This is a genomic window from Falsiroseomonas selenitidurans (assembly GCF_012103215.1).
Taxonomy (GTDB): Bacteria; Pseudomonadota; Alphaproteobacteria; order Acetobacterales; family Acetobacteraceae; genus Falsiroseomonas; species Falsiroseomonas selenitidurans.
This window is the reverse complement of the sequence record NZ_JAAVNE010000016.1, coordinates 39,805-52,563: the sequence shown is the minus strand read 5'-3', so window position 1 is coordinate 52,563 and position 12,759 is coordinate 39,805. Positions and strand designations below refer to the sequence as shown.

12 protein-coding genes are annotated in these 12,759 nt (G+C 70.8%); 6 read left to right on the top strand and 6 right to left on the bottom strand.

Translation table 11 applies throughout. The annotated features are described in order from the left end of the window. Positions 1–20: 20 nt before the first annotated feature. Positions 21–323, bottom strand: coding sequence for a hypothetical protein (locus HEQ75_RS11710; protein WP_168030615.1), 303 nt, complete (start codon positions 321–323; stop codon positions 21–23). Between the two features lie 89 nt (positions 324–412). Then, a complete protein-coding gene (locus HEQ75_RS11705; protein ID WP_209318502.1) occupies positions 413–847 on the bottom strand; it encodes a DUF3429 domain-containing protein in 435 nt (144 codons plus the stop codon). A 98-nt stretch (positions 848–945) separates the two neighbouring features. Between HEQ75_RS11705 and HEQ75_RS11700 the strand changes: the two genes are divergently transcribed. After that, positions 946–2,247, top strand: coding sequence for a hemolysin family protein (locus tag HEQ75_RS11700; RefSeq protein ID WP_209318501.1), 1,302 nt, complete (start codon positions 946–948; stop codon positions 2,245–2,247). A 147-nt stretch (positions 2,248–2,394) separates the two neighbouring features. Here HEQ75_RS11700 and gpt read toward each other — a convergent pair whose 3' ends face one another. After that, entirely contained in the window at positions 2,395–2,883 is a 489-nt protein-coding gene (gene gpt / locus HEQ75_RS11695) for a xanthine phosphoribosyltransferase (protein WP_168030613.1), read from the bottom strand. Positions 2,884–2,923: 40 nt separating this feature from the next. Continuing rightward, positions 2,924–3,262 (bottom strand): tRNA-binding protein, encoded by a 339-nt coding sequence (locus HEQ75_RS11690; RefSeq protein ID WP_168030611.1) that lies wholly within the window; start codon positions 3,260–3,262, stop codon positions 2,924–2,926. Between the two features lie 122 nt (positions 3,263–3,384). On the opposite strand from HEQ75_RS11690, the gene HEQ75_RS11685 reads away from it, so the two are divergent. The 3 genes from HEQ75_RS11685 (at position 3,385) to HEQ75_RS11675 (ending at position 7,380) form a co-directional block, all read left to right on the top strand. Next, entirely contained in the window at positions 3,385–4,146 is a 762-nt protein-coding gene (locus HEQ75_RS11685; RefSeq protein ID WP_168030608.1) for an SDR family NAD(P)-dependent oxidoreductase, read from the top strand. Positions 4,147–4,225: 79 nt separating this feature from the next. Next, entirely contained in the window at positions 4,226–5,833 is a 1,608-nt protein-coding gene (gene ggt, locus HEQ75_RS11680) for a gamma-glutamyltransferase (RefSeq protein ID WP_209318500.1), read from the top strand. A 50-nt stretch (positions 5,834–5,883) separates the two neighbouring features. After that, positions 5,884–7,380, top strand: a complete 1,497-nt coding sequence (locus tag HEQ75_RS11675; RefSeq protein WP_168030606.1) for an amidase — start codon at positions 5,884–5,886, stop codon at positions 7,378–7,380. Between the two features lie 39 nt (positions 7,381–7,419). Here the strand turns inward: HEQ75_RS11675 and HEQ75_RS11670 are convergent, their stop codons facing one another. Continuing rightward, entirely contained in the window at positions 7,420–7,674 is a 255-nt protein-coding gene (locus HEQ75_RS11670) for a hypothetical protein (protein ID WP_168030603.1), read from the bottom strand. Between the two features lie 131 nt (positions 7,675–7,805). Beyond that, positions 7,806–8,060, bottom strand: a complete 255-nt coding sequence (locus HEQ75_RS11665) for an Lrp/AsnC ligand binding domain-containing protein (protein ID WP_168030600.1) — start codon at positions 8,058–8,060, stop codon at positions 7,806–7,808. A 311-nt stretch (positions 8,061–8,371) separates the two neighbouring features. Here HEQ75_RS11665 and HEQ75_RS11660 point away from each other — a divergent pair, with 311 nt between their 5' ends. Next, a complete protein-coding gene (locus tag HEQ75_RS11660; protein WP_168030597.1) occupies positions 8,372–9,460 on the top strand; it encodes an efflux RND transporter periplasmic adaptor subunit in 1,089 nt (362 codons plus the stop codon). A gap of 103 nt (positions 9,461–9,563) precedes the next feature. Next, on the top strand, positions 9,564–12,725 hold the full coding sequence (locus HEQ75_RS11655) for an efflux RND transporter permease subunit (RefSeq protein WP_168030595.1): 3,162 nt from the start codon (positions 9,564–9,566) through the stop codon (positions 12,723–12,725). The last annotated feature ends 34 nt before the right edge of the window (positions 12,726–12,759 follow it).

Below are 12,759 nucleotides of genomic sequence, written 5' to 3'. Positions count from 1 at the left end.
GCGCAAGATGGTGGCGCGGATCAGGCCAGGCGCGTCATCGCCTCGGCCGTCGCCTGCAGGCGCAGCGCTGCCTCCCGCGCCAAGGCAGTGTCCTCGGCGGCGTCGCTCAGCCGTTCCTGCAGGGTGCGGCTGCTGGCGCCGAGCCCGGCGACCGCGGTGCCGAGGGCCGCCATCTCGGCGCGGAAGGCGGCGATGGCCTCGCGCTGCTCGGCCAGGGCGGCGTCGAGATTGCGTAGTGCGACGCGCAAGCGGCGTTCCTGGCTGTTGGGGAAGGTGAGGATGTCCGCGCCCGCTTCGGCCGGAGCCTGTTCATCTTCCTGCATGGTCTGCCTCCGGCGTGGTGATGTGTTGCCGAGAGCTTAACAAGTCCAGAATTTGATACAAGCCAATTCTTTTGCACAATCGCGCGCGCTCACCCCGCCAGCAGCGCCCCCGCCAGCAGGCAGAAGCCGGCCCCGCCGGAAAGCCACCAGCGCAGCCGCATGTAGGGCTGCGGCAGCAGGCCGGCCCGCATCCCGCGCTGTTCCACCGCGGCGGTGGCCAGGATGCCGGCGGCCAGCAGCGCAAGGCCAGGTTGCAGCGGCAGCAGCAGCGCCAGCCAGGCCAGCAGGGCGGGCACCACGCCGAGCACGAGCCGCGCCGGGTCCGCCGGCCCCGGCGCCGCCAGCGCCAGCCCCCAATGCACCGCGCCGAGGAAGGCCAGGATGGTCGCGCCATAGGCGGCCAGCGCCGGCCCGGCCTGGGGAAAGCCCGCCGCCAGCGCCAGCGCCAGCAGCAGGAAGGGCAGCAGCCCGGCGGCGCCGAGCGGCCGGGCGAGGGGGTGCAGGGTCTGGGTCATCGCCCGCATGTGCGGCCGATCCCTGCGCTGCAAAGCCCTTTCCGGTTTGCGCAGCCCCAGCCAGTCGCTACATCCGGGCCTCCACCGGAAGAAGGAGCCCATCCGCGATGGCCATCGGCCTCGAATTGCTGCTGATCCTTTTGCTGGTGCTGCTGAACGGCGTCTTCGCGATGAGCGAGCTGGCGATCGTCTCCTCGCGCCGGGTCAGGCTGGCGGCCATGCACCGGCGCGGCCATGCCGGGGCCGTGGCGGCCCAGGCCCTGGCGGATGATCCGCAGCGCTTCCTGCCGACGGTCCAGGTGGGCATCACCATGGTGGGCGTGCTGGCCGGCGCCTTCGGCGGCGCCCGGCTGTCGGAAACCCTGGCCCGCGGAATCGCCGCCATCCCCGGCCTGGCCAGCGCCGCCAGCGAGATCGCCTTCACCCTGGTGGTGGTGCTGATCACCTATCTCAGCCTGATCCTGGGCGAGCTGGTGCCGAAGCAGATCGCGCTGCGCAATCCGGAACGCGTGGCCGTGCTGGTGGCGCGCCCGCTTTCCGCGCTGTCGCGCATCACCGCGCCGATCATCTGGCTGCTCTCCACCTCCTCCGCCCTGGTGCTGCGGCTGTTCGGCAAGCACGAGGCCAGCCGCAACCAGGTGACGGAGGAGGAGGTGAAGGCGGTGGTGGCCGAGGGCGCCACCTCCGGCGCCATCGAGACGGAGGAGCGGCACATGATCGAGCGCGTGCTGCGCCTGGCGGACAAGCCGGTGCGCGCGCTGATGACGCCGCGGACGGAGCTGGAATGGCTGGACCGCACGGCGGGGCCGGAGGACATCGCGGCCCGGCTGCGCGCTTCCTCCGTCACGCGCTTCGTGGTGGCGGATGGACGGGTGGACAATGTGGTGGGCGTGGTCGCCGCGAAGGATCTGCTCGACCAGCTGCTGGAGGGCGCGCCGATGTCCGTGGCCCGCGCGCTGCGCCAGGCGACGGTGCTGCCGGACACGCTGAGCGCACTCGATGCGCTGGAACGCCTGCGCGGCGACCCGATCGGCATGGCGCTGGTGATGGACGAATATGGCAGCTTCGAGGGCGTGGTCACCGCCTCCGACCTGCTGGAGGCGATCGTCGGCGAACTGGGCGCGCCGCAGGCCGATCCCGGCCACCCGGCCGTGGTGCGCCATGATGGCAGCCTGCTGCTGGAAGGCATGATGCCCTCCGATGAGCTGAAGGCGCGGCTGGACCTGCCGGACCTGCCGCAGGAGGGCACCTACCACACCGTGGCCGGCCTGATGCTCGCCCTGCTGCAGCGCGTGCCGAAGGAAGGGGACCGGATTTCCTGGGCCGGCTGGCGCTTCGAGATCATCGACATGGATGGGCGTCGCGTGGACAAGGTGCTGGCGGCGAGGGAGGAAATTCCCTCCTTCTAGGCCCCCAGGCTTTCTAGGCCCTCAGGCGCCGGGCGCATCGGGGCAGTGCCCCGACCCGGCGGCTTGGCTCGCCGTAGCGGCGGCGGCGGCCCTTCGGCCGCTCGCCCGCCTCCGGTGGGCGCGGGTTCAGCCGGTCTCGGCTGGAAGCTACTTCGCGCCGGCCCGCCCCTTGGCGATCGGCGCGATGAATTGCGGCTCCGTGTCCCAGGGGAACAGGATCCAGGTGTCCTGCGACACCTCCGTGATGAAGGTATCCACCGTCGGCTTGCCGTTCGGCTTGGCGTAGACGGTCGCGAAATGCGCCTTCGGCAGCAGCGCGCGGACCAGCCGCGCCGTGGTGCCGGTATCCACCAGGTCGTCCACCAGCAGCCAGCCTTCGCCGCCCGATTCCAGGGCCGCGGCGGCGGGCTTCACCACGCGGGGATCGCCGCGCTGCTCCTCGTCATAGGTCACCACGGACACGGTCTCGATCAGCCGGCAATCCAGCTCGCGCGCGATGATCGCGGCCGGGATCAGCCCGCCGCGGGTGATGGCGACCATGCCCTTCCACGGGCCGCGTTCCACCAGCCGCCAGGCCAGCGCCTTGGCGTCGCGGTGCAGCTGGTCCCAGGTCACCGTGTAGTAGCGCGGCGCCATGATGCTCGGTCCTTGGTCAGGCGGGGTCACGGGGTGGGGATCAGAACAGCTTGCCGCCGTCCGGCACCTTCAGGTCCGGCCGCAGCAGCACCACCGCGCCATTGTCGTCCGGCAGGCCGAGCACGAGGATCTGGCTCTCGAACCCGGCGATGCGGCGCGGCGGGAAGTTCACCACGGCCACCACCTGGCGGCCGATCAGCCGGTCCGGCGTGTAGTGCACGGTGAGCTGGGCGGAGGATTGCTTCACCCCGATCTCGCCGCCGAATTCCACCCAGAGGCGGATCGCGGGCTTCCGCGCCTCCGGGAAGGGCTGGGCGTCGATGATGGTGCCGACCCGAATGTCGACCTTTTCGAAATCGGCGAAGGCGATCTGGTCCATGGGCCTTCCTAGACCGCCCGCGCGCCGCCGAAAAGTGTGCGCCTGAAACCCGGCCGCCACCCCCTTGCCTCCGCCGGCGGGTCAGCGCATGGGCAAAAGGGCCGCAACGGAGGAGGAAACCCATGCTGCCCGTGACCCCGAGCTTCCGCCTGGACGGCCTGCGCGCCCTGGTCACCGGCGCCAGCAAGGGCATCGGCCGCGCCGGCGCCGTGGCGCTGGCCACCGCCGGGGCCGATGTGGTGGCCGCCGCCCGCAGCCTGGAGGAGCTGGAGGAATTGTCTGCCGCACTCGGCGCCGCCGGCCTCGCCTGCCGCGCCGCGCAGCTGGATGTCACGGACCGCACCGCGGTGCGCGCCCTGGTGGAGGCCGCCGGCCCCTTCGACATCCTGCTGAACAATGCCGGCACCAATATCCGCCAGCCCTTCCTGGAGGTCCCGGACGAGTCGCTGGACCGGCTGCTGGACCTCAACATCCGCGCCATGTTCACGGTCGCCCAGGCGGTGGCGCAGGGCATGGTGGAACAGGGCCGGGGCGGCGCGATCATCAACCTGTCCTCGGTCAACGGCCATGTCGCCGGCGCCAACCGCAGCGTCTACACCGCCACCAAGCACGCCATCGAGGGCCTGACCAAGGCCATGGCCTTCGAGATGGGGCCGCACGCCATCCGCGTGAACGCCATCGCCCCCGGCTTCGTGGAAACCCCCCTGACGCGGGACTTCCTGGCCGACGAGAAGATCCGCACCAGCCAGATCCGCCGCATGCCGCTGGGCCGGATCATGACGGTGGAGGACATCATGGGCGCCATCGTCTTCCTTGCCGCCCCCGCCAGCGCCATGGTCACCGGCACCTCCCTGGTCATCGACGGCGGTTTTCTCACCCAGTAGGACAATCCGCCCGGCGCATCCGCTTGCGCCGGCCCGGCGGCCAGGACATGCCTATCCACTCCCAGAGGGTTCCCGATCGATGAAGCGCGACTTCCACGCCCCCGGCCGCAGCGCCGTCTATGCCGCCAACGGCATGGCCGCCACCTCCATGCCGCAGGCGACGCTGGCCGCGCTGGATATCCTGCGGTCTGGCGGCAATGCGCTGGACGCGGCGATCGCCGCCGTCGCGGTGCTGGGCGTGGTGGAGCCGCAATCGACCGGCATCGGCGGCGACTGTTTTTGCCTCTATGCCCCGGCCGGGACCGGCCAGGTCATCGCGCTGAACGGCTCGGGCCGCGCGCCGATGGGGGCGACGCCGGAGGCGCTGCGCGCGGCGGGGCTGACGGCGATGGTGCCGACCTCCGCCCATTCCGTCACCGTCCCGGGCGCCATCTCGGCCTGGGAGACGCTGAACAAGGCGCATGGCCGCAAAGGGCTGGACGAGCTGCTGGCACCGGCCATCCGCTATGCGGAGGAGGGTTTTTTCGTGTCCGGCCGCGTGGCGTCGGACTGGGAGTCGTCCGTCGGCAAGCTGGCGAAGCACGCCGGCGCGGCCAGGTATTTCCTGAAGGACGGCGCGGCGCCCAAGCTCGGCGACAAGTTCGTCAACCCGGCGCTGGGCGCCACCATGCGCGCCATCGGCCAGCACGGCGCGAAGGCCTTCTATGAGGGCGCGATCGCGGCCGACATGGTCGCCACGCTGCGCGCCGCCGGCGGCACCCATACCGAGGCCGATTTCGCCCGCGGCGCCACGGTCGCCGAATTCGTCGACCCGATCAGCCGGGCCTGGCGCGGCATGGAGGTCTTCCAGTGCCCGCCGAACGGGTCGGGCCTGCTGGTGCTGATGATCCTGGGCATGATCGAGAAGCTCGGCACGGCGGAACAGGGCTTCCTGAGCCCGGAGCGCTTCCACCGCCATATCGAAGCCGCGCGCCTCGCCTATCGCGACCGCGACGCCTTCCTGGCCGACCCGTCCCAGGTCGAGGTGCCGCTGCAAAAACTGCTGTCGGAGAACTACATCACCGACCTCGCAAAGCTCATCGGCGACGACAAGGCGATGGCCGAGCTGCCGGAGGCCGGCCATGCCGACTGGCAGAAGCACAAGGACACGGTCTACCTCTCGGTCGTCGATAAGGACGGCAATGCCTGCTCCTTCATCAACTCGCTCTTCGAGGGTTTCGGCTCCGGCATCTATGCCGAGAAGGCCGGCGTGATGCTCCAGAATCGCGGCTTCGGCTTCCGCCTGCAGGAAGGCCACCCGAATTGCATCGCGCCCAACAAGCGCCCGATGCACACCATCATCCCCGGCATGGTGATGAATAACGGGGAAGCCATCATGCCCTACGGCGTCATGGGCGGGCATTACCAGCCGATGGGCCAGTCCATGTTCCTGGCCAACCATTTCGAGTATGGCCTGGACGTGCAGGAGGCGCTCGATGCGCCGCGGCTGTTCCCCTACCAGGGCAAGGTGCAGGTGGAGCGCGGCATCCCCGCCAGCGTCATCGACCGGCTGGCCCGGCTGGGCCATGCGGTGGCGCTGATCGACAAGCCCCATGGCGGCGGCCAGGCCATCCTGATCGACCGCGCCAGGGGCTGCCTGGTCGGCGGCTCCGACCCGCGCAAGGATGGCTGCGCCCTGGGCTACTGAACCGGCTTCCCTGCCTGATTTCGCGCCGCACGCTGCACAGGAACCGACCCGTGACCGAACCCTGCGATCTCTCCGCCGTCGAGGCCCGCCGCCTGATCGGCACCCGCAAGCTTTCCCCGGTGGAGTTGCTGGACAGCTGCCTCGGCCGCATCGCCGCGGTGAACCATGCGGTGAACGCGATGGTGGCCCTCGATGAGGACCGCGCCCGGGCGGCGGCGAAGAACGCCGAGGCGGCGGTGATGAGCGGACAGAAACTCGGCCCGCTGCATGGCCTGCCGATCGGCATCAAGGACCTGGAGGAAACGGCGGGGCTGCGCACCACCTGGGGCAGCCCGATCTTCAAGGACCACGTGCCCACCAAGGACGAGGCGATGGTCGCCAACATCCGCAAGGCGGGTGCCATCGTCATCGGCAAGACCAACACGCCGGAATTCGGCGCCGGCGCGAACACCCGCAACACGGTCTACGGCGCCACCGGCAACCCCTTCGACTCGACGCGCTCCGCCGCCGGGTCCTCCGGCGGGTCCGCCGTGGCGCTGGCCTGCGGGATGGCGCCGATCTGCTCCGGCAGCGACACCGGCGGTTCGCTGCGCAACCCGGCGGCCTTCAACGGAATCGTCGGCTACCGGCCGTCGCCCGGCCTGGTGCCAGCGGAACGCCGCGGCCATGGCTGGTCCGCCCTGCCGGTGCTGGGGCCGATGGCGCGCAATGCCACCGATGCGGCGCTGCTGCTGTCCGCCATGGCGGATGACGATGCGGTGGACCCGCTGGCCTATACCCTGCCGGGCCGGCGGGTGCGTGGCGGGGATCGCGACCTGTTCCCGCCTATGGCGCTGGACCTCGGCACCCTGCGCGTCGCCGCCACGCCGGATTTCGGCATCGCGCCGACGGAACGCCACATCCGGGACGTCTTCGCCAGCCGCGTCGCCGCGCTGACCCCGCTGTTCGGCCGTGTGGAGGCGGCAACCCCCGACTGCCGCGGCACCGACGAGGCCTTCGAGGTGCTGCGCGCCGCCAGCTTCCTGTCCGCCCATGCCGAGAAGGTGCGCACGCGGCCGCAGGATTGCGGGCCGAACATCATCGCCAATGTCGAGGAAGGGCTGCGCTACAGCCTGGCCGATTATGCCCGCGCGGCCAGCGAGCAGACGCGCCTGTACCGCGGCTGGCAGCACTTCTTCCGCGATCACGACATCCTCATCAGCCCGGCCATCACGATCAGCCCGCGCCCCTGGACCGAGCTGTACCCGGCCGAGATCGACGGCCAGCCGACCCGCACCTATTTCCACTGGCTGTCGCTGGCCTATGCGGTGACGCTGGTGGGCCACCCGGCCATCAGCCTGCCGCTGGGCCTGGACAAGGCCGGCATGCCCTTCGGCCTGCAGATCGTCGGCCCGCGCGGCGGCGATGCGCTGGTGATGGCCGTCGCCGCGGCGATCGAGGCGGCGGTGGCCGGCGATCCGGCGCTGCGCCGGCCGGTGCCGGACATCGCGGCGCTGCGGGCTGCCCCGCCGATCTCCGGCATGGCGCATTTCCGCACCTGGGGCTGAGCGGGGGCAGCACCCGGCCCCGGCCCGCTGCCCCGGCTTCTACCAGCGACGATAGCCACGGTTGTAGCCATAGCCGTGGCCGTAATAGGGCCGCGCATGGCCGTAGGATGGCCGGCCGTGATAGCCGCGGTTGTAGTGGCCGTGATTGTCGCTGGCGGAGGCCAGGGCCGCCACGCCGAGCGCGGCGCCGGCGCCCAGCGCGATGGAGGCCGGGACGTTCACCGAGCCATCCGGATTCTGGCAGGCGCCCAGCAGCAGGGCAGCGGTGAGGGCAAGGGCGGGCAGCACGCGCATGGTCTGGTTCCTCCGTCAGCCTCCACTATGGCGACGGGGCGGGGCGCCGGCAGGGCGGCTTTGTGACCCTGGCGAGGCGCCTGTTGCGCGGCATTGCAGCCCCCGGCCCCGCCGCCCTGTCGCGCGCGGCGTCAGCCCTTGGCGCTGGAGAAGGCGTTGAAGGTCTGCAGCGTGTAGGTGTCCTTCACCCCCGGCACGCTCTGCACCCGCTCCACCACGAACAGGCCGATATCCTGGTCCGGCTCCAGGTAGAACTTGCCCAGCAGGTCGTACTGGCCGCTGGTGGAATGCATCTCGGACAGTTCCGGGATGCCGTCCGCCATCTCCCGCGCCACGCGGTAGGCCTGGCCCATCTCGCACTTCACCATGACGAAGATGGCTCGCATCGCCGCTCACTCCCGCGCTGATCCAGGCGGCAGATTGGCGCGGCCGGGCGGTGGCGGGAAGGGGGCTCCGCCGCTGTCCCGCACCATGCCCGCTGGGCAGGCATGGCATTTGCATGTCACCCTCGCATCTTCCCCGGTCCCTGCTTGCGGAATCCCGCATCGCGGGTCATTTGCGGAACACCGTCGCCGCCTTCCCGTGGCGGCGCGACCGGTGACGAACGGTAACAGTATCTTGCCCGGCGATGGTGCCGCGGCGAGAAGACGGCGGGCAGAACTGGGGTTGCATGCGCACATCCTCCCAACTTGCCGTAATGGCCCTGATCGTCGGGCTCGGCACGGCATGGCACGTTTTCGGCGAGAAGGTCGGCCTGCCGCGTCCGCTGGCGCTGGTCGGGCTGGAGGCCGCGGCGCCCGGCCCAGCCCAGCGCGGCGGCGCGGGCGGCCCGGTGGGCGTGGCCGTGGCCCCGGTTCGGGTCGCCGCGGTGGTGGACCGGACGGAGGCGGTGGGCACGGTGCGCGCCCGCAATGCCGTGACCGTCACCGCCAAGGTGACCGGCATCGTCACCCGGATCCGCTTCGAGGAAGGCCAGATGGTGCGCGAAGGCGACCAGCTGGTGGATCTGGAAGCCGCCGCCCTGCGGGCCGAGCTGGACCAGGCCCGCGCCCTGCATGACGACGCCCGCAGCCAGGCGCAGCGCGCCCGGCAGCTGCAGCCCGGCCAGTCCATCGCCGCGCAGCGGCTGGAAACGCTGGAAGCCCTGGCGCGCCAGGCCGAGGGCCGGGTCCGCCAGACCGCGGCGCGGCTGGAGGAACTGCGTGTCGCCGCCCCCTTCGCCGGCCGTGTCGGCCTGCGCCAGGTCTCGGTCGGCGCGCTGTTGCAGCCGGGTACGGTGGTGACCACGCTGGACGATATCGAGAAGGTGCGCGTGGAATTCGCCGTGCCGGAGGTGTTCCTGGCGCGCGTGCGCGTCGGCAGCCAGGTGACCGCGCGCAGCAGTGCCTTCGGCGATCGCCGCTTCACCGGCACCGTCGCGGTGGTGGACACCCGCATCGACACCAGCACCCGCACCGTCCGCGTGATCAGCGAGTTCGACAACACGGATGAGGCGCTGAAGCCCGGCCTGTTCATGACCGTGGAACTGGTGCTCGCCACCCGGCCCAACGCCCTGCTGATCCCGGAGGAGGCGATCGACCCGCTGGGCGGCCGCGCCTTCGTCTACGCCATCCGCGACAACCGCGCCCGGCGCCTGGAGGTCCGGCTGGGCCAGCGGCTGAGCGGGGAGGTGGAGGTGGTCTCGGGCATCGAGGCCGGCGATGTCGTCGTGGTCCGCGGCCTGCAGCGCCTGCGCAACGACGTCCCGGTGCGGGTGACCGAGACGCTGACGCGGCCGACCTCCTGATATCCGCCCCGTGACCCTTGGCCGGGGCATGACCCGGCCGGATTGAACCTTGCGACCGCCCCCGCCGCGATCCCGGCCGGGGTTCCAGACAGGGATGCGCGCCATGGTGCTCTCGGACGTTTCCATCAAGCGACCCGTCTTCGCCATGGTGATCAGCCTGCTGCTGATCGTCCTCGGCATGGCCTCCCTCGCCAAGCTGCCGATCCGCGAATACCCGGCCATCGACCCGCCCATCGTCTCCGTCACCACCACCTATCTCGGCGCCTCCGCCGCCGTGGTGGACACGCAGATCACCGAGATCATCGAGGCCGCGGTGGCCGGGATCGAGGGCATCAAGCTGATGTCCTCCACCTCCCGCGACGAGCGCAGCCAGGTGACGATGGAGTTCCAGCTCTCGCGCGACATCGACGCCGCCTCGAACGATGTGCGCGACCGCGTGGCCCGCGCCCTGGCGCGGCTGCCGGAGCAGGCGGATGCGCCGATCGTGCAGAAGGTGGATGGCGATGCCCGGCCCATCCTGTGGGTGGCGCTGGTGTCGGACCAGCTGAGCGGCATGGAGCTGACCGAACTGGCCCGCACCCGCTTCGCCGACCGGCTGGCGACGGTGGAGGGCGTGGCGCAGGTGCTCGTCTCCGGCGAGCGCAAGCCCTCCATGCGCATCTGGCTCGACCGCCAGGCGCTGGCCGCGCGCGGCCTGACGGTGCAGGACGTGGAGGATGCGATCCGGCGCGAGAATGTGGAGCTGCCCGGCGGCCGCATCGAGGGCCAGGCGCGGGAGCTGACGGTCCGCACCGACACGCGCATCGGCACGCCGGACCAGTTCCAGCAGGTGGTGCTGGCGCGTAACGCCAATGGCCAGGTGCTGCTGGGCGACGTGGCGCGGGTGGAGGTGGCGCCGGAGAACACGCGCGGCGAGTACCGCATCAACGGCAAGCCCGGCGTCGGCCTGGGAATCCAGCGGCAATCCACCGCCAACACGCTCTCGGTCGCCGATGCGGTGAAGGCGGAGGTGGAACTGATCCGCGCCTCCATCCCCGGGGGGGTGGAGGTGGTGATCGGCTACGACGAGAGCACCTTCATCGCGCAGTCGATCTACGAGGTGGAGCACGCGCTGATGATCGCGCTGATCCTCGTCGTCGTCGTGATCTTCTTCTTCCTGCGCTCCTTCCGCGCCACGATCATCCCGGTGGTCGCCATCCCGGTGTCGATCATCGCCTCCTTCATCGCGCTGTCGGCGCTGGGCTTCTCGCTCAATGTGCTGACGCTGCTGGGGCTGGTGCTGGCGATCGGCCTGGTGGTGGACGACGCCATCGTGGTGCTGGAGAACATCCACCGCCGCATCGAGGAGGGGGAGGCGCCCCTGCTGGCCGCCCTGCGCGGGGCGCGGGAGATTGCCTTCGCGGTCATCGCGACGACGCTGGTGCTGATCGCGGTGTTCGTGCCGCTGTCCTTCATGGGCGGCAATACCGGGCGGCTGTTCACCGAATTCGGCTTCGCGCTGGCCGCTTCCGTGGTGTTCTCCGGCCTGGTGGCGCTGACCCTGACACCGATGATGTGCTCCAAGCTGCTGAAGCCGCATGAGGGCGATTCGCGGCTGATCCGCTGGACCGAGCCCTTCTTCCTGGGCATGAACTGGCTGCTGCGCAGCAGCCTGTCCCGCGCCCTGGCCGCGCCGGTGCTGACGCTGGGCGCCGTGGTGGCGCTGACCGGCCTCGGCGCGGTGCTGTTCCTGGCGCTGCCGAAGGAATTCGCGCCGACCGAGGATCGCGGCGTCATCATCATCCCGACGACCGGGCCGGAAGGCGCCTCCTTCGCCTATACCCGCGAACATGTGCAGCGCATCGAACGCGTGGTGCAGCCCTTCGTCGAGAGCGGGGAGGTGGCTTCCCTGTTCGCGACGGTGGGCGGCTTCCAGCGGCCGGCGCAGGCGAATGTGGCCAACATCTTCATGCGCCTCGCGCCCTGGGACCAGCGGTCGCGCAAGCAGCAGGCGATCGTGGCGCAGGTGATGCCCGGCCTGCTGGCGATTCCCGGCGTGCGCGCCTTCGCGCTGAACCCGGGTTCGCTCGGCCAGCGCGGCTTCCAGCCGCCGGTGCAGTTCGTCATCGGCGGGTCCGACTACGCGACCCTGGTGGCGTGGCGCGACGCCTTCCTGCAGGCGGCGCGGCAGAACCCGCGGCTGCTGAACCTGAACAGCAACTACATCGAGACCAAGCCGGAAATCCGGGTGGAAATCGACCGGCGCAAGGCCGCCGAGCTCGGCGTTTCCATCCAGTCCATGGGCCGTACCATCGAGACGATGCTCGGCTCCCGCCAGGTCGGCACCTATGTCGAGGGCGGGCAGGAATACCAGGTGCTGCTGCAGGCGCGGGAGGAAGACCGCGCCAGCCCCTACGATCTGCAGAACATCTTCATCCGCACCAGTGCCGGCGGCCAGCTGGGCCTGATCGCCGGGTCCGGCTCCTCCCAGGGGGGGCTGGTGCCGCTGTCCAATGTGGTGACGTTGACCGAGCGCGCCCGGCCGCAATCCCTGGCGCGGGAGGATCGGGTGCGCGCCATCACCATCAGCGCCTCGCTGGCCCCCGGCTATTCGCTGGGCGAGGCGCTGGCCTTCATGGAAGGCGTCGCGCGGGAGGTGCTGCCGGGCGAGGCGCGCATCAGCTATCGCGGCCAGAGCCTGGAGTTCAAGGAAAGCTCCGGCGCGCTCTATGTCACCTTCGCGCTGGCGCTGCTGGTGGTGTTCCTGGTGCTGGCGGCGCAGTTCGAGAGCTTCATCCACCCCTTCATCATCCTGCTGTCCACCCCGCTGGCGGTGACCGGCGGGCTGATCGCGCTGATGGTGACGGGCCAGTCGCTGAACGTGTTCAGCCAGATCGGCATGATCCTGCTGATCGGGCTGATGGCGAAGAACGGCATCCTGGTGGTGGAATTCGCCAACCAGCTGCGCGACCGCGGTCTTTCGGTGCGTGACGCCGTGCTGGAATCCTCGGTGGTGCGGCTGCGGCCGATCCTGATGACCTCCATCGCCACCGCCTTCGGCGCCCTGCCGCTGGCCATGGCGACGGGGGCGGGGGCGGAAAGCCGGCAGGCGCTGGGCGTGGTGATCGTCGGCGGCGTGACCTTTTCCACCTTCATGACGCTGTATGCCGTGCCGGCGCTGTACCTGCTGCTGGCGCCCTTCACCAAGCCGATCGGAGCCATCGCCGAGCGGCTGTCGGAGTTGGAACGCCAGAAGCCGGTGAGCCACCCGGCGCCGGCCGAGTAGCCGCGCCGCATCCCCAGGCGCGCCGGGCGGGGGC